Source organism: Burkholderia sp. 28_3, from assembly GCF_003253915.1.
GTDB lineage: Bacteria > Pseudomonadota > Gammaproteobacteria > Burkholderiales > Burkholderiaceae > Burkholderia > Burkholderia cenocepacia.
This window is the reverse complement of the sequence record NZ_QKZF01000007.1, coordinates 24397-41357: the sequence shown is the minus strand read 5'-3', so window position 1 is coordinate 41357 and position 16961 is coordinate 24397. Positions and strand designations below refer to the sequence as shown.

At 68.3% G+C, this 16961-nt stretch carries 16 protein-coding genes; 10 read left to right on the top strand and 6 right to left on the bottom strand.

The features are described 5' to 3' along the window. Positions 1-29: 29 nt before the first annotated feature. Positions 30-1214: a M20 aminoacylase family protein gene (locus DFS13_RS16995; protein WP_060211061.1), complete on the top strand. Its 1185-nt coding sequence runs from the start codon at positions 30-32 to the stop codon at positions 1212-1214. Positions 1215-1268: 54 nt separating this feature from the next. On the opposite strand, the gene DFS13_RS16990 is transcribed toward DFS13_RS16995, so the two are convergent. After that, on the bottom strand, positions 1269-2627 hold the full coding sequence (locus tag DFS13_RS16990) for an aspartate aminotransferase family protein (protein ID WP_006485067.1): 1359 nt from the start codon (positions 2625-2627) through the stop codon (positions 1269-1271). Between the two features lie 364 nt (positions 2628-2991). On the opposite strand from DFS13_RS16990, the gene DFS13_RS16985 reads away from it, so the two are divergent. Continuing rightward, entirely contained in the window at positions 2992-4989 is a 1998-nt protein-coding gene (locus tag DFS13_RS16985; protein WP_111441905.1) for a glycoside hydrolase family 28 protein, read from the top strand. 72 nt (positions 4990-5061) lie between these two features. Here DFS13_RS16985 and DFS13_RS16980 read toward each other — a convergent pair whose 3' ends face one another. Together DFS13_RS16980 and DFS13_RS16975 are read right to left on the bottom strand one after the other, a co-directional pair. Continuing rightward, positions 5062-5571: a GNAT family N-acetyltransferase gene (locus DFS13_RS16980; RefSeq protein ID WP_006485055.1), complete on the bottom strand. Its 510-nt coding sequence runs from the start codon at positions 5569-5571 to the stop codon at positions 5062-5064. Positions 5572-5784: 213 nt separating this feature from the next. Beyond that, positions 5785-6435, bottom strand: coding sequence for a glycine zipper 2TM domain-containing protein (locus DFS13_RS16975; RefSeq protein WP_034203140.1), 651 nt, complete (start codon positions 6433-6435; stop codon positions 5785-5787). 452 nt (positions 6436-6887) lie between these two features. Between DFS13_RS16975 and DFS13_RS16965 the strand changes: the two genes are divergently transcribed. The 3 genes from DFS13_RS16965 (at position 6888) to DFS13_RS16955 (ending at position 9869) form a co-directional block, all read left to right on the top strand. After that, positions 6888-8087 carry an amidohydrolase family protein gene (locus DFS13_RS16965; RefSeq protein ID WP_006485033.1) on the top strand — a complete coding sequence of 400 codons (1200 nt, stop codon included), beginning with the start codon at positions 6888-6890 and terminating at the stop codon, positions 8085-8087. Positions 8088-8154: 67 nt separating this feature from the next. Beyond that, on the top strand, positions 8155-9339 hold the full coding sequence (locus DFS13_RS16960) for an amidohydrolase family protein (RefSeq protein WP_111441904.1): 1185 nt from the start codon (positions 8155-8157) through the stop codon (positions 9337-9339). A gap of 56 nt (positions 9340-9395) precedes the next feature. Then, the gene (locus DFS13_RS16955) at positions 9396-9869 is read left to right on the top strand and encodes a nuclear transport factor 2 family protein (protein WP_111441903.1); all 474 of its coding nucleotides are present in this window, start codon (positions 9396-9398) and stop codon (positions 9867-9869) included. Between the two features lie 63 nt (positions 9870-9932). Here the strand turns inward: DFS13_RS16955 and DFS13_RS16950 are convergent, their stop codons facing one another. Continuing rightward, positions 9933-10796, bottom strand: coding sequence for a LysR family transcriptional regulator (locus DFS13_RS16950; RefSeq protein WP_006485037.1), 864 nt, complete (start codon positions 10794-10796; stop codon positions 9933-9935). Positions 10797-11320: 524 nt separating this feature from the next. Here DFS13_RS16950 and DFS13_RS16945 point away from each other — a divergent pair. Together DFS13_RS16945 and DFS13_RS16940 are read left to right on the top strand one after the other, a co-directional pair. Continuing rightward, on the top strand, positions 11321-12124 hold the full coding sequence (locus DFS13_RS16945) for an ABC transporter substrate-binding protein (RefSeq protein WP_006485061.1): 804 nt from the start codon (positions 11321-11323) through the stop codon (positions 12122-12124). A 31-nt stretch (positions 12125-12155) separates the two neighbouring features. Next, on the top strand, positions 12156-13004 hold the full coding sequence (locus tag DFS13_RS16940) for a phytanoyl-CoA dioxygenase family protein (RefSeq protein ID WP_006485056.1): 849 nt from the start codon (positions 12156-12158) through the stop codon (positions 13002-13004). A 77-nt stretch (positions 13005-13081) separates the two neighbouring features. Here the strand turns inward: DFS13_RS16940 and hutC are convergent, their stop codons facing one another. Both hutC and DFS13_RS16930 read right to left on the bottom strand, forming a co-directional pair. After that, on the bottom strand, positions 13082-13819 hold the full coding sequence (gene hutC, locus DFS13_RS16935; protein ID WP_006485039.1) for a histidine utilization repressor: 738 nt from the start codon (positions 13817-13819) through the stop codon (positions 13082-13084). 31 nt (positions 13820-13850) lie between these two features. Then, the gene (locus DFS13_RS16930) at positions 13851-14393 is read right to left on the bottom strand and encodes a helix-turn-helix domain-containing protein (protein ID WP_006485051.1); all 543 of its coding nucleotides are present in this window, start codon (positions 14391-14393) and stop codon (positions 13851-13853) included. 134 nt (positions 14394-14527) lie between these two features. Here DFS13_RS16930 and DFS13_RS16925 point away from each other — a divergent pair, with 134 nt between their 5' ends. Genes DFS13_RS16925 through DFS13_RS16915 form a run of 3 tightly spaced genes read left to right on the top strand, consistent with a single transcriptional unit; the run spans position 14528 to position 16958 of the window. Next, positions 14528-15310 carry an aldolase gene (locus DFS13_RS16925; RefSeq protein ID WP_111441902.1) on the top strand — a complete coding sequence of 261 codons (783 nt, stop codon included), beginning with the start codon at positions 14528-14530 and terminating at the stop codon, positions 15308-15310. Between the two features lie 50 nt (positions 15311-15360). Further along, positions 15361-16257: a dihydrodipicolinate synthase family protein gene (locus DFS13_RS16920; RefSeq protein WP_111441901.1), complete on the top strand. Its 897-nt coding sequence runs from the start codon at positions 15361-15363 to the stop codon at positions 16255-16257. Further along, positions 16254-16958 carry an MOSC domain-containing protein gene (locus tag DFS13_RS16915; protein WP_058902432.1) on the top strand — a complete coding sequence of 235 codons (705 nt, stop codon included), beginning with the start codon at positions 16254-16256 and terminating at the stop codon, positions 16956-16958. Before DFS13_RS16920 ends, DFS13_RS16915 begins: the two co-directional genes overlap by 4 nt. The last annotated feature ends 3 nt before the right edge of the window (positions 16959-16961 follow it).

The window sequence follows — 16961 nt, the reverse complement described above, 5'->3', positions numbered from 1 at the left end:
CCGACGTGACTATCGACGAGGCCAACGCAATGGACACAATCGACGCAACGGCAGAAAGCACGCTGCAGGGGCAGCTGAAGACCTGGCGCCGCCATCTGCACCAGTATCCGGAGACGGGTTTCGAAGAGGTGAACACGTCGGACTACGTCGCGCGGATTCTCACGACGCTCGGGCTCGACGTACATCGCGGCATCGGCGGCACCGGGCTCGTCGCGAACCTGACGGCCGGCACGGGCCGGCGCGCGATCGGCATTCGCGCGGACATGGACGCGCTGAACATCGCCGAGCACGCGCCGGGCCGCGAACACGTATCGCGCACACCGGGCAAGATGCATGCGTGCGGACACGACGGCCACATGTCGATGGTGCTCGGCGCCGCACAACTGCTGGCCGAGCGCAAGGATTTCGACGGCACGGTGCGCTTCATCTTCCAGCCGGCGGAAGAGCACGGCCGCGGCGCGAAGGCGATGATGGCGGACGGGCTGTTCGAGCGCTTTCCGGTCGATGCGATCTTCGGCGCGCACAACATGCCGGGCATGCGCGCGGGCACGTTCTCGACGCGGGCGGGCGGCATCATGGCGAGCGAGGACAACTTCGTGATCCGGATCGACGGGCGCGGCACGCATGCGGCGCGTCCGCACATGGGCATCGACCCGATCGTGATCGGCTCGCAGATCGTGCTCGCGCTGCAGACGATCGTGTCGCGCAATCTCGACCCGGGCCAGCAGGCGGTGATCTCGTGCACGGAATTCATCACCGACGGGCTGCGCAACGTGCTGCCGTCGACCGTGACGATCAAGGGCGACACGCGCAGCTATTCGCGCGACGTGCAGGCGCTGCTGGAAACGCGGATGCGCGAGATCAGCGAAGGGATCTGCCGCACGCACGGCGCGACCTGCACGTTCGAATACACGCACGAGTTCGCGCCGACGGTGAATTCGCCGGAATGGGTCGACACGGCCGTGCAGGCCGCCGCGCACGTCGCGGGCGCCGACGCGGTGCACGCCGACGTGCAGCCGATGATGATCTCGGAGGATTTCGGCGCGTTCCTGCAGGCAGTGCCGGGCAACTTCGTGTTCATCGGCAACGGCGAGGCGGCCGGGCAGGGCGGCGTGCCGCTGCACAACGCGACCTACGATTTCAACGACGCGATCCTGCCGGTGGGCGCGCGGTATTTCGCGGAAGTGGCGCGGCGGGCGTTGAAGGCGGTGTAGCGAAAGCGGCGGCCCGGTACGCGCTCGCGCGCGTACCGGCCCTGCGTCAGCGCATCACACCAGCTCACCCAGACACGCATCGAACTGCGCGACGAGCCGGTCGACATCGTCGTCGGTCGTTTGCGGGCACACGAGCATCATGTTGTGGAAGGGCGTGATCAGCACGCCGCGATTCAGCAGGTACAGGTGCACGATGTGCTCGAGTTCGCTGTCGAGCTGCGCGCCGGCCAGCGTGCCGTTGCGCGGCGGCACCGGCGCGAACTGAAACTCGGTGCGCGCGCCGATGCGCGTCACGCACCACGGCAGCCGGTGTGTCGCGATCGCGTGTTCGAGGCCCGTCGCGAGCCGCGCGGCGAGTGCGAACATGTGCGCATACGCGGCGTCGGTCGCGACTTCGGCGAGCGTCGCGCGCATCGCATGCATCGCGAGCATGTTCGCGGTGAGCGTCGTGCCGATGCCCGAGTGGCCGGGCGGCGCGTTCAGCTTCGCCTGCTTGGCGCGCGCCGCGAATTCGGCGCTGAACCCGTACACCGCGCACGGCACGCCGCCCGCGATCGGCTTGCCGACCACCAGCATGTCCGGTTCGAGACCGTGCGCGACCGCGTAACCGCCGGGGCCGCTGCTGATCGTGTGCGTCTCGTCGATCACCAGCAGCGTGCCGGTGCGGCGCGTCAGTTCGCGCGCGGCTTCCCAGAAACCCGGGTCGGGCAGCACCATGCCGATGTTCGTCATCGCGGGCTCCGCGAGCACGCACGCGACATCGCCGTCCTGCAGCGCCGCTTCGAGCGCGGCCAGATCGTTGAACTCGACGACGCGCGTGTTCGCGAGCAGGTCGTACGATTGCCCGAGCAGGCTGTCGCGCTGTACCGGGCGGCCGTCGACGAGATCGACGAACACGTCGTCGACCGTGCCGTGATAACAGCCGTTGAACACGACGATCGTGTTGCGGCCGGTGGCCGCGCGCGCCCAGCGCAGCACGAAGCGGTTCGCGTCGCTCGCGCTCAACGCGAATTGCCAGACCGGCAACTTGAAGCGCCGCGCGAGTTCGCGCGACACCCACGCGGCGTCCTCGCTCGGCAGCATCGTCGTGTAGCCGCGCGTGGCCTGTTCGACGAGCGCGCGGGCGACGGGTTCGGGCGCATGGCCGAACATCGCGCCGGTGTCGCCGAGGCAGAAATCGACGTAGCGATGACCGTCGACGTCGGTAAACGTCGCGCCGCGGGCTTCCTTCACGTAGAGCGAGAACGGGGTCGACCAGTCCTGCATCCAGTGCAACGGCACGCCGAACAGCAAGTGCTCGGACGCTTCCGCGGACAGCGCGCGGGAAACCGGCATGGCTTCGGTGAACGTCTGGCGTTCGCGATCGAACAGCGCGCGGGCGCGGATGAGGTCGACTCCGTGGCGGGTAGGCAAAGGCAGCTCCTGGGCTGTGGGGATGGGGGAAACGATAGCGCGGGTGGCGCGGGGCTGACCAGAGGCGGAATTACCGAGGCGGTTGGCAGTGGGCGGGAGGGGGGCGCGTACCGATGGAGAGCGTTAGCGGCGGAGGATTGATTTGTAGTTTTTGCGCATAAACATACGACAACATATCTCTAAAGGAGCGCTCGACAATGTGAGTGTGTGCACACATATGCCGCATATATTCGATAAAAACAGGGTAAACGACAAATACGTCCCTTGCGCTAATCGCGTCTAGACTGCGCAATGTAGTACGACGACGTATAAATTGCGATCCGCTACCCGGCGCATCGATACCCATTACCCTGAAGGAGTGCCCATGGCCGCTCATCGCCGCCGTCCGTCTTCATCCGTCCGATCGTCCCCGTCGAAACGGGTATCGCGCCGCGCCTTCATCAGCTGGACCGGTGCACTCGCCGGCGGTGCGATGCTCGGCGGACCGTTGGCGGCCACCCGGGCGCTGGCGGCAGGCACGACGCCCGGTGCATCGGCGGTCGATCTCGTGTGGGGCGAGCACGGCGCGGCGGCGCGCATCGCCGCGTCGCTCGCGCACGTATCGCGGCTCGCGCGGCACGGCCGCGACTTCGACGTGACGCACTACGGCGCGCGCCCGTGCGCGACGGTCGCGCAGACGTCGCCGTACCCGGCGGCGAAATCGCCGGTCAGCCCCGGTTCCGACCTGACGACCGCGCCCGGCGCCTTCGATTCGCGCCCGGCGTTTCTCGCGGCGATCGACGCGTGCCGGCGCGAAGGCGGCGGCCGGGTCGTCGTGCCGTCCGGCAACTGGTACTGCGCGGGGCCGATCGTGCTGCAGAGCAACGTCACGTTCCACCTGAGCGCGAACTGCACGATCTACTTCAGCCCGAACCCGGCCGACTACGCGAAGGACGGCCCGGTCGATTGCGGCGCGAACGGCCGGCTGTACTACAGCCGCTGGCAGGCGAACGATTGCCTGAACTACGGCGCACCCGTCTACGCCCGCAACGCGGCGAACATCGCGTTGACCGGCGAGGGCCCGACGTCGGTGCTCAACGGACAGGCGATGACGCCGTTCTCCGGCAGCGGCGCGAACAGCGTCTGCTGGTGGACCTACAAGGGCTCGTCGGGCGCGTACGGCGCGAGCGCGACGGTGCCGGCGCAGAACACCGCGAACCCGAACAACGTCGACCTGCGGATCGTCGCGCCCGCGATTCCCGACGCGCTCTATGCGCTGCTCACATCGCCCGTCACGCCGTGGCAGCAGGACCAGAACTACCTGCCCGCGCTGTCCGAGGCCGGCGTGCCGGTCGAGAAGCGCATCTTCGGCCTCGGTCACTACCTGCGGCCGTGCATGGTCGAATTCATCGGCTGCACCAACGTGCTGATGGCGAACTACCAGACGCAGAACACGCCGTTCTGGCAGCACCATCCGACCGCGAGCCGCAACGTCGTGATCCGCGGCGTGACGACCAACAGCATCGGCCCGAACAACGACGGCTTCGATCCGGACGCATGCACCGACGTGCTGTGCGAGGACTGCACGTTCAACACCGGCGACGACTGCATCGCGATCAAGTCGGGCAAGGACCGCGACACCGAATACGGGCCCGCGAAGCGGCACCTGATCCGCAACTGCACGATGAACAGCGGGCACGGCGGGATTACGCTCGGCAGCGAGATGGGCGGCGGCGTCGAGCAGATCTATGCGTCCAACCTGTCGATGCTGAACGCGAACTGGCAGACCAACCCGCTGAACATCGCGATCCGCGTGAAGACCAACATGAACCGCGGCGGCTACGTGAAGGATTTCCACGTGAAGGGCGTCACGCTGCCGAACGGCTTGACGCTGAAGGGCGGCGGCTACGGCAGTGCGCTGCTCGCCGGCAGCCCGATCAACGCGAGCGTGCCGCTCGGCGTCGTCACGCCGTCGGCCGGCAATCCGTCGGCCGCGCAGGGCGGCATCGTCACGTTCGACTGCGACTACCAGCCGGCGAACGATGCGGTGCGCACGCGGGCGCCGGTCGTGCAGAACGTGACGATCTCCGACGTGAAGGCGAGCAACGTGACACTGAATGGCGTGACCGCGTCGTGTTTCCAGGCGATCGTCGCGCAGGGGCCGGTCGCGTTCGACTACAACGGCACGCCGCCGACGCCGGCCGTGCAGCCGATCTCCGGCGTGACGATCAGCAACTGCGATTTCGGCACGCCGGTGGCGTCAGGCACGCCGACGGTCACGTCGCCAGGGCCGGTCTATGCGTTCAACGTAAGCGCAATGACGTTGGCGAACGTGACGATCGCCGGACAGATCGTCAACACGACGATCACCGACAAGCGATGAGATAGAGGAGATAAAACACGCGACGACGTTCGCATGCGGCCCGGCCGGTGCCCGCGCGCGAACGCGAATGCGTTACGCCAGCGTCTTGATCATGTAGTGCTCGTCGTAGAAGCGGCCATCGACGAACATCGAGCGCGGCTCCGTGCCGAACCGCACGAACCCCTGCGACGCATACAACCGCTCCGCGGCGTGGTTGACCTCGTTCACGCACAGCATCAGCTGGCTGCATCCCCACGCGTTCGCCGCATGCGCGGTCGCGCTGTCGAGCAGCGCCTGCGCGATGCGTTGCCCGCGATAGGCAGCGTCGACGTACACGCCCCAGATCGTCGCCTTGTGCGCGATCTTCGTGCGCGCATCGCGGCGTACGCCGGTGATGCCGACGAGCGTGTCGCCGTCGAACGCGCCGAATACGGCCTGGACCTGCGTCGGCGTGAGGCGCTTCGCGAATTCGTCGACCGGCACCTGCGATTCTTCGTCGAGCGTCGGCAGGAAGGACGTGGGCGCGGTATCGACCGCACGCAGGCGGACGGCGCGGAAACAGGCGGCATCGGCCGCGTCGAGCAGGCGGATCGTGATCGTCATCGGCAGCGTTCCGGTTGAGGGGCGTGCAGGCCGGCGCGCCGCTGCGGCCGCCGGATGCATCGCGTCTATCCTAATAGGAATCCGTCGGCCGCGCGATCGACGCGCGTCGCGCTCGGGGCCGAGCGCGTGTGATTTCGACGTCGCGCCGCATGCGGGGCCGACGTCGCGGGTTCGACGGGCGCGCGCGATCCGCTCACGCGCACGCCGGCGGCATCAGTAGCGTGACAGCTGATTGCCGTTGATCTGCACGCGGTCGCCCGGACGCAGGTTGCCCGGCGACTGCACGTCGAACGAGCGCATCGAGCCGTCGCTGACCTGCACGTCGATCCGGTAGCTGCTCGGGCCCTGCGCGGCGCCCATCTGCTGGCCGATCTGGTTGCCCGCCACCGCACCGCCGAGCGCGCCGATCACGGTCGCCGCATCGCGGCCGTGGCCGCGGCCGAACTGGTTGCCCACGAGGCCGCCGACCAGCGCCCCGACGACGGTGCCGGCCACGCCCGACGGGCCGACCGAGCCGTTGACCGGCTGGATGTTCGACACGGTGCCGTACTGCGTGCCGTACGGGTTCGCGTATTGCTGTTGCTGATTGCCGTACTGGTCATACGGCTGCGAGCCGTATTGCGACGGGTTGCCGTATTGGTCGTACGGTTGCGGCGCCTGGTTCGGATACGCCGGTTGCTGCTGCACATAGCCCGGTTGCGAATACGCGGGCTGCGCATAGCCGGGCGTCGCGTATTGCTGCTGCTGCGGATAGCCCGGCTGCGCGCCGTAGTAGCCCGGCGCGACGCAGGCGGTGAGCGGAAGCGCCGCCACGGCGACGAGCGAGGCGAACAGAACGGTCTTCGTGGAAGGCATGCGCATCATGATGTTTCCTGCATCGGCAACGTGTCCGCCGATGGATTCCCGTCACGGGTGGCGAACTCGGCGTGAGTATAAGGAATGGCCGGATGCGCGTCCGGTGCGGCCGGGTAACAACGTGTAAAGTCTGTTGCCGCGTAAATCGCCGCTGGGGCGGGCGTCGAAGCCCGCTGGTGGGCGATGGCGCGACGCGGTTTACGGGTGCCGTGTGCCGACGATGCGCGACCGCCGACAGGCTGTGTTTCCACGGTGATCGCACCCGCCGTCGCGGCCGGCCCGGCGGACCTCCGCGCCGCACATCGCGAAATCGAATGCGCGGCATCGCGACATTTAATTGGCCTCGCGCAGCGTCGTCCGATATCGTGGCCGGATTCCCTGCCAACGGTCGCGCCGCGCCCGCCGCGGTTCCCTCCCCTGTCCGCGCCGGGCCGCGTCACGACCGCCCCACATTCCAAGCCATGACCGAACGATTCTTCATCAACGCCGTCGACGCCGGCGGCCAGCCCGTCAATCTCGTCGTCCGTGACGGCCGCTTCGCCGCGATCGGCGCCGATTGCGCGGCCGCGCCGGGCGCGCAGACGATCGACCTCGACGGTCGCGTCGTGCTGCCCGGTTTCGTCGACGGCCATATTCATCTCGACAAGAGCTTCGTCGGCGATCGCTGGGTGCCGCATGAGCCGGCCGGCTCGCTGCGCGAGCGGCTCGCGGTCGAGAAGCGCCAGCTCGCGGCCGCGCCGCCGATCGTCGAGCGTGCGAACGCGCTGATCGCGCAGGCCGCCGCGTTCGGCACGATCGCGATGCGCAGCCACGTCGACGTCGATGCGACGACGGGCCTGTCGAACCTGCAGGCCGTGATGGCCGCGCGCGAACAATGGCGTGGCATCGTCGACATCGAACTGGTCGCGTTTCCGCAGGCCGGCGTGATCACGTGCCCGGGCACCGCCGAGATCCTCGATGCAGCCGTGCGCGAAGGCGCGGACGTGGTCGGCGGGATCGACCCGACGACGCTCGACGGCGACGCGGACGGCCAGCTCGACATCGTGTTCGGCATCGCCGAGAAGCGCGGCGCGAAAATCGACATCCACCTGCACGAGCCGGGCGAGACAGGCATCGCGCAACTGCTGCGGATCGCGGCGCGCACGCGCGCGGCCGGGCTCGGCGGGCGCGTGAACGTGAGCCACGCGTACGCGCTGGGCCAGGTGAGCGACGACGACGTGCAGCGCACCGCGGCGGCCTTGGCCGACGCCGGGGTATCGATCCTGACGAATGCGCCGGGCGACTGCGCGTTTCCGCCGGTGCAACGGCTGCGCGACGCGGGCGTGCACGTGTTCGCGGGCAACGACAACATTCGCGACGCATGGTGGCCGTACGGCAACGGCGACATGTTGCAGCGCGCGATGATGGTCGGCTACCGGTCGGGCTTCTACACCGACGAAGCGCTCGGCATTGCACTCGACATGGCGACGCACGCCGGCGCGCGCGCGATCGGTAAGGAAAACTATGGAATCGCGGTCGGCTGCGACGCGAGCTTCGTCGCGGTGCGCGCGCCGAATGCGGCGGCGGCCGTCGCGGGCGTGCCGGCCGAACGCTGGGTATTCCGCCGCGGCGAAAGCGATACGGGCGCGCCGTTCGCCCCGTCGCTGCGCTTCACGCGCTGATCCGCCCGACCGACGGCACGGCGCGCGCCGCGCGCGCCTTGCACTGACCGACCGCACCGGAACCGACATGACGACCCTGCTGATCCGCAATGTCCGCACGAGCGCCGACGCCGCGCTCGATATCCTGATCGAAGACGATCGCATCGCGCGCGTCGGCCCGTCGCTCGATGCGCCGGCCGGCTGCGCGATCGAGGATGGCGGGCTCGCGTTGGCGCTGCCTGGCCTCGTCGAAGGCCACACGCACCTCGACAAGACTCACTGGGGGATGCCGTGGTATCGCAACCAGGTCGGGCCGCGCCTCGTCGATCGCATCGAGAACGAACGCCACTATCGCGCGACGAGCGGCCATGACGCGGGCACCGCGTCGCTCGCGCTGGCGCGTGCGTTCCTCGCGGCCGGCACGACGCGCATCCGCACGCACGTCGACGTCGATACCGAAGCCGGGCTGCGCCATCTGCACGGCGTGCTCGCGACGCGCGAGACGCTGCGCGGGCAGGTCGAGATCCAGATCGTTGCGTTTCCGCAATCGGGCGTGCTCAAGCGGCCGGGCACCGATGCGCTGCTGTCCGACGCGCTCGGCGCCGGCGCCGACCTGCTCGGCGGGCTCGACCCGTGTGCGATCGAAGGCGATCCGGTCGAGGCGGTGGACGTGCTGTTCGCGATCGCCGATCGCCACGGGTGCGGGCTCGATATCCATCTGCACGAGCGCGGGTCGATGGGCGCGTATTCGCTCGACCTGATCCTGCAGCGCACGGCCGCGCACGGCATGCAGGGGAAGGTCACGATCAGCCATGGTTTCTGTCTCGGCGACATCGCCGAACGCGAGCGCGATGCGCTGCTCGCGCGGATGGCCGGGCTCGGCGTCGCGATCGTCACGACCGCGCCGGCGGCGGTGCCGGTGCCGCCGGTGGCCGCGTGCCGCGCGGCGGGCGTGATCGTGATCGGCGGCAACGACGGCGTGCGCGACACGTGGACGCCGTACGGTTCGCCCGACATGCTCGAACGCGCGATGCTGATCGGCATGCGCAACGATTTCCGCCGCGACGATGCGCTCGAAGTCGCGCTCGACTGCGTGACGCACGGCGCGGCGCGCGGCTGCGGTTTCGCGGATTACGAGTTGCAGCCGGGTGGCCGCGCGGACGTCGTGCTCGTCGATGCGCTGACGTTCGCCGAGGCCGTCGTCGCGCGGCCGGTGCGGCGCCTCGTCGTATCGTCCGGGAAGATCGTCGCGCGCGACGGCGCGCTGGTCTGAGCGCCGCGTCGCCCCGGTATGATCCGGTTTTCAGCCGGATTTCCGGGGAGACGACGATGCGACGCACGACCGCGGCACGGGCCGCACGAGGGATGGCGGCAGCCCTGTTCGCCGTGACGGCCGCGCAGGCGGTGGCGGCCGGCCCGGCCGACGCGCAGCAGGAAGCCAACCGGCGCACGGTGCTGGCGTTCTACGAGAAAGGGCTGAACGAGAAGGATGCGGACGCCGCGCTCGCATATGTCGGCGATCGCTACGTGCAGCACAACCCGAACGCGGCCGACGGACGCGACGGCTTCCGCAAGTTCGTCGCGTTCCTGCGCGACAAATATCCGCAGTCGCACAGCGAGATCAAGCGCTCGTTCGTCGACGGCGACTACGTGATCCTGCACGTGCACGCGGTGCGCGAACCGGGCACGCGCGGCAGCGCGATCATGGACGTCTTCCGGCTCGAACACGGCAAGATCGTCGAGCACTGGGACGCCAACCAGCCGGTGCCCGAGCAGGCCGCGAACGGCAACACGATGTTCTGATTGTTCTGACGCGTGTGGTGCGCGGCGCCCTTGTGCGCCGCTGCCGTTGGCATTCCGCTGCGCTTACCGCCCTTCGAGTTCCAGCATCGCCGCGAGCGCTTTCGTCAGCTCGCTGACCATCGGGTCGGCCGTCGGCCGGTGCAGGATCGCGATGTCCATGTGCTCGATCGGTGCGAAGCCCTGCTTCGCGGTCAGCACCACATGCTCGTCCGTCACCACGCGCGCGGGCAGCACGCTGATGCCGAGCCCGTCCGCGACGGCCGCCTGGATGCCGCTCAGGCTCGACGTCGTGAAGCTGATCCGCCAGCGGCGGCCGCGCTCCTCGATCGCCTTGATCATGTCGTCGCGATAGAGCCCGCGCGGCGGGAACACGACGATCGGCACCGGATCGAGATCGATCGACGGATGCTTCGCGCTGTCGATCCAGCGCAGCTTCTCCGGCCAGCGCACGACGGCCTCGCGACTGTCGCGCCGCTGCTTGATCAGCACGAGGTCGAGTTCGCCGCGATCGTACGCGGCGCTGATGTCGCGGCTCAACCCGCACGTCACTTCGAGCTTGACCTGCGGGTGCTCGCGCTTGAATGCCGCGAGCGCGTGCGTCGTGCGGCCCGCCGCGAAATCGTCGGGCACGCCGAGCCGGATCGTCAGCGCGACCGTCGCGCCCGACAGCGCCTCCAGCATCTCGTCGTTCAGCGCGAGCATGCGCCGCGCATAGCTGAGCACCGTCACGCCCGCGTCGGTCGGCCGCACGTCGCGCGTGCCGCGGTCGAGCAGCCGGTGACCGGCGATTTCCTCGAGCCGGCGCACCTTCTGGCTGACCGTCGACTGCGTCGAATGCAGGCGCGCGGATGCCGTCGTGAAGCTGCCGCAGTCGGCGACCATCACGAGCGCGCGCAGCAGGTCGATGTCGAACAGGGGTCTATTCATTTCTGCACTTCTGTGGAATCGCGCATTTCATTTTCAAATGCGTGCGATGACTTTTAACATGGCCGGACGCCATGGGCAATCGCGGTTTCGCCGGACTTGGGGGCGGTGTTTTGCGGGGTTTGAAGGCGCCTGGCGCATATTCAACGAGCGGTATAGGGTGCGTTGCGGGAACGGCGGGAACCGCATTCGGAAAGCGCTACGCTGATTGCCTGCATAGACATCGCCGTTCGGCGAATATCCGAGGAAATACGCTCCGTGGCGAATGCGCGTCACGTAGGGTAAACGCTCGAAATTCCCGGCTGGATGGCGGTAAATCAAGCGCTGTGCCGGCCTTCGGGTTCGCGGCCGCCTCTGCCCCTTTCTATTCTTGATTCCCCCGCTTGCGCTCAAAAATCAAGCAGTCTAGACTGCATCGCAATTTCACCGAAGTCCCTCGTCTTTCGCACCCCGCGCCGGCCTCCCGTCGCGACGCTTCCACCGTACGCCGGCATCCCCCGCCGCGTCGAGACTCACAAGGACCCGCCATGAACCGCACCGCAAAGCTCCTCGTTACCGCGCTGGCGTTCGCGCCGCTCGCGTCGTTCGCGCAGGACACGTCGACGATCCGCTGGGGTATCGACCCCACGTATCCGCCGTTCGAGGCGAAGCAGCCCGACGGCTCGCTCGCCGGCTTCGACATCGACCTGCGCAATGCGATCTGCGAGCAACTGCATGCGAAGTGCGTGTGGGTCGAGCAGGGCTTCGACGGGATGATCCCGGCGCTGCGCGCACGCAAGTTCGACGTCATCATGTCCGCGATGACGGCCACCGACGAGCGGCTCAAGCAGATCGACTTCTCGAACAAGCTGTATGCGTCGCCGGGCGCGCTCGTCGCGCCGGTCGGCTCGAAGCTGCTGCCGACCGCCGCGTCGCTCGCCGGCAAGCGCATCGGGATCGACCAGGGCACGACGCAGGAGGCGTACGCGAAGGCCGAATGGGCGACCAGAGGCGTGACGATCGTCTCGTACCAGAACCAGGACCAGGTGTATCAGGATCTCGTCAACGGCCGCCTCGACGCGACCTTCCAGGACAAGACGCAGGCCGGCTACTCGTTCCTGAAGACGCCGCGCGGCAAGGGCTACGCGTTCGCGGGGCCGGACGTGACCGACGCGCGGATCACCGGCTACGGCGTCGCGATGGGCATCCGCAAGGGCGACGCCGACATGAAGAAGCGGCTGAACGACGCGATCGTCGCGATCCGCGCGAACGGCACCTATCAGAAGATCGCCGCGAAATACTTCGACTTCGACATCTACGGCGCGAAGCAGCAACTGACTTCGGCACCGTGACCCCGTGACTCATTCGATCGACAGGCACACCATGACGAGTATCCAGGAGCGCGTCGCGCAAGCCGTGACGCCCGAACTGATCGCCGCGTTCCGAGAGGAAGGCGCGGTCTGCATCAAGGGCATTTTTTCGCCTGACGAAGTGGCCGCGCTGCGGGCCGGCATCGACGCGAACCTCGCGCAGCCGAGCGAACGCGCGAAAGTCGCGAGCCGGCCCGACGATCCCGGCTGGTTCTTCGAGGATTTCTGCAACTGGCAGCACAACGACGCGTATCGCGATTTCATCGTGCGCTCGCCGGCGCCGTCGGTCGCCGCCGCGCTGATGGGCACCGACCACGTGCGGCTGCATCACGACCACCTGCTCGTGAAGGAGCCCGGCACGCGGCAGCGCACGCCGTGGCATCAGGACCAGCCGTACTACAACATCGAAGGCGACGACAACGTCAGCATGTGGATTCCGGTCGATCCGGTGCCGCTCGAATCGACGCTGGAATTCGTCGCGGGCTCGCATCGCGGGCCATGGCTGATGCCGCGCACGTTCATGGACAAGGAGGCGAAGTGGTTTCCGGAAGGCAGCCTCGCCGACCTGCCCGACATCGAAGCCGACCGCGCGGCGTTCCCGATTCGCCACTGGGCGCTCGAACCCGGCGACATGGTGTGCTTCCGGATGCTGACGCTGCATGCGTCGGGCGGCACGCAGAACCGCCGGCGCGCGTTCTCGATCCGCTTCGTCGGCGACGATGTCCGCCACGCGCCGCGCCGCTGGAAAACCTCGCCCGATTTCCCCGGGCTCGCGGCGCAACTGGCCGACGGCGCGCCGCTCGACCACCCGCTGTTCCCGGTCGTGTGGTCGCGCGATGCAGGGCAGGTCGGCGCGATCTGACCTGCTGTCACCCACACGGCGGCCGTTTCATGACGAAACGGCCGCCGTGCGTTCGGGGGCGTGCGTGCGCCGAAGGATCAGGTCGGGTGGCGCCCCGCGCCCGGCTTGAAGCGCGAGCCGAGCCGGTAGCGGTTGCCCGGATGCAGGAAGTGCACGAACGTGACGGGCAGCCCGTCCGTCCACGTGCGCCGCGTGAGCGTGAGGCACGGCTCGTCGGCGCGCATGTCGAGCAGCCGCGCCTGCTCGCCGGTGGGCAGCGACGCGTCGACGACGTGCTCGATTTCCAGTTCGTAGTGCGACACGTTGTTGTACAGGTACTCGGACGGCGGCTCGGCCTCGAAATCCTGGTCGATGAAGCCGGGCGCGGCGGCCGGGTTCACGTAGCGGTCCTCGAGCTGGATCGGGCGGCCGTTTTCCTCGTGCACGCACACCACGTGAAAGACCGGCGTGTTGACCGGCAGGCCGAACGCGGCGGCGACGTCGAACGACGCGGGTTCGCTCGACCGGCTCAGCACGCGGCAGCGATATTCGTGCCCGCGTGCGCGGATTTCGTCGCGGATGTGCGCGATCATCAGCAGGTTCGACTGCGGCTTCACCTCGGCGACGAAGGTGCCGACGCCCGCGATGCGCTTCAGCACGCCTTCCTCGGTCAGCTCGCGCAGCGCGCGGTTGACCGTCATGCGCGCGACGCCGAACTGCGCGGCGAGGTCGAGCTCGGACGGGATGCGGTCGCCGGGGCGCCAGTCGCCCGACTCGACGTTCTGGCGAACGAGCGTCTTGATCTGCTGGAACGGTGCGGTGGCCTTGGTGACCATCGGAAGATCCTTGCGCGAAGAAGTGACGAGGCTAGTCGTCGTGGCTGACGATGACCAGGATCTCCGCCTGCGCGGTGCCGAGGCTGCGCGTGCGGTGCGGGATGAGTGCGTTGAAATAGACTGAATCGCCAGCCCTGAGTTGCACCGTCTCGTTCGGAAATTCGATTTCGACGCGCCCCTTGTGCACGAACAGGAATTCCTCGCCTTCGTGCTCGCGGAACGTCGACGCGACGAATTCGTGCGGCGGATGCACGACGAACGGCAGCATCTTCTTCGGCGCGACGCCGGCCGCGATGCTCTCGAAGCGGTGCGCGTGGCGGTCGGCCGCCGCGCCCATCGCGGTGCGCTCGCCGGCGCGCGTGACCGTGATCAGCTCGCGGTTGCGGCTTTCCGAGAACAGTTGCTCGACGTCGACGTTCAGCGCCTTCGACAGTTTCAGCGCGACCGCGATCGACGGCACGCTCAGGCCGCGCTCGACCTTCGACAGGTAGCTCTTGGTGAGGCCCGTCTCGTCGGCCAGCACGTCGAGCGTCCAGCCCTTCTGTTTTCTGAGCAGCTTCAGGCGAATCGTCATGGGGCGCCAGGTGTCCTTCGAAAAACCGATTGTAACGCATGACACAAAGTGTCATTCGGTGTATCGTGTGTCGCGTGTGACCGGGGAAACGGCCGCGGACGGCGTGGCAGGCCCGGTCCATTCAGGAGGCGAACATGGCGGAAACGCTGAATTTGACGAAGGAAGCGCTGGTCGCGCTGGCGGAGCGGCGTCTGGACAACGCGGTGGGCGACAGCGGCTGGTCCGCGCGGCAAAAGCTCGCGCTGACGTGCCGGATCTTGTTCGACGCCGGCCACGACTCGGGCCTGGCCGGGCAGATCACCTGCCGCGCGGATGCGGCCGGCACGTACTACACGCAGCGGCTCGGGCTCGGCTTCGACGAGATCTCGGCCGCGAACCTGCTGCGCGTCAACGAGGATCTCGACGTCGTCGATGGCGACGGCATTCCGAACCCGGCCAACCGGTTCCATACGTGGATCTATCGCGAGCGCCCGGACGTGAACTGCATCATCCATACGCACCCGGCGCATGTCGCGGCGCTGTCGATGCTCGAGCAGCCGCTCGTCGTGTCGCACATGGACACCTGCCCGCTGTACGACGACTGCGCGTTCCTGAAGGACTGGCCGGGCGTGCCGGTCGGCAACGAGGAGGGCGAGATCATCTCGAAGGCGCTGGGCAGCAAGCGCGCGATCCTGCTGTCGCACCATGGCCAGCTCGTGGTCGGCAAGACGATCGAGGAGGCATGCATTCTCGCGCTGCTGATCGAACGCGCGGCAAAACTGCAACTGCTCGCGATGTCGGCCGGCGAGATCAAGCCGGTGCCGCCGGCGCTGGCGCGTGAAGCGCACGACTGGATCTCGAAGCCGAAGCGCGATGCGGTGACGTTCGACTACTACGCGCGCCGCGCATTGCGTACGCATCAGGATTGCGTCGCGTGAATCGGCGCATCGTTACCACCTCGTCAGACAATCATTGAGGAATACATATCGTGTCCATCCTGCTGAAAGGCATCGTTGCCTACCCGGTCACGCCATTCTCCGCCGACGGCGGCGTCGACCTGACCGCGCTCGATGCGTTGATCGAACGCCTGGTCGCCGACGGCGTTCATGCGATCGCGCCGTTGGGCAGCACCGGCGAAAGCGCCTACCTGTCCGATGCCGAATGGGAGGCCGTCGCCACCGCGTCGATTCGCGCGGTGCGCCGGCGCGTGCCGACCGTCGTCGGAATCTCCGATCTCACCACGGCGGGCGCGGTGCGCCGCGCCCGCTTCGCCGAGCAGGCCGGCGCCGATGCGGTGATGGTGCTGCCGGTGTCGTACTGGAAGCTCGGCAACGACGAGATCGTCGCGCACTATCGTGCGATCGGCGACGCGATCGGCATCCCGATCATGCTGTACAACAACCCGGCGACGAGCGGCGTCGACATGTCGCCCGAGCTGATCGCGACGATCTGCCGGACCGTCGACAACGTGACGATGGTCAAGGAGAGCACCGGCGACATCGGCCGGATGCACCGGCTCGCGCAATTGAGCGACGGGACGATCCCGTTCTACAACGGCAGCAATCCGATGGCGCTCGCCGCGCTGGCCGCGGGCGCGGCAGGATGGTGCACGGCCGCGCCGAATCTCAACGCCGCGTTGCCGCTCGCGTTGTTCGACGCGATGCGCACGGGCGACCTCGTGCGCGCCCGATCGGTTTTTCACGCGCAGTTGCCGTTGCTGCAGTTCATCGTCAACGGCGGGTTGCCGGTGACCGTGAAAGCCGGGCTGAGGCTGCGCGGCTTCGACGCCGGCGAACCGAGGCGGCCGCTGCTGCCGCTCGGCGACGCACGCACGCGCGAACTCGAGCGCCTGCTCGCGGCGCTGCCGGACGGTGTGGCGGCATGAGCGGCGACGCGCGGCCGGCGATCGCGGCGGCCATCGGCGCGGTGCGGATCGGCGCGAGCCGGCCGCTCGCCGGTACGCCGCACGCGAGCGCGATCGACAAGCAGCCGGTGGATGCGCGCCTGTGGCTGGGCGCGCTCGGGTTTGCCGGCGACGAGCAGGCCGATGCGCGGCATCACGGCGGCCCCGACAAGGCCGTTCACCACTACGCGCACGATCACTATGCGTGGTGGGCCGACCAGATCGGCGCACGCGACGTGCTCGCGCGGCCGGGCGCGTTCGGCGAGAACCTGTCGACGCGCGGCATCACCGAGCACGACGTGTGTCTCGGCGACGTGTTCACGCTGGGCGGCGCGGTGCTCCAGGTCTCGCAGTCGCGGCAGCCGTGCTGGAAGCTCAACGCACGCTTCGACCATCCGCGGATGGCGGCGCTCGTGCAGCACAGCGGCCGGACCGGCTGGTACTACCGCGTGCTGCAGGAAGGCTGGGTGGCGGCGGGCGATGTGCTGGCGCTGCACGAGCGCCGCTACCCGCAGTGGCCGCTGTCGACGGTGCTCGACGTGCTGTATCGCCGCACGCTCGACATGGCCGCGCTCGATGCGCTGTGCGACGTGCCGCTGCTGCCGCCCGGCTGGCGCGCGATGCTGGAAAAACGCCGGACGGCGCGGCAGGTCGAGGACTGGACGAAGCGGCTCGAAGGATGACGG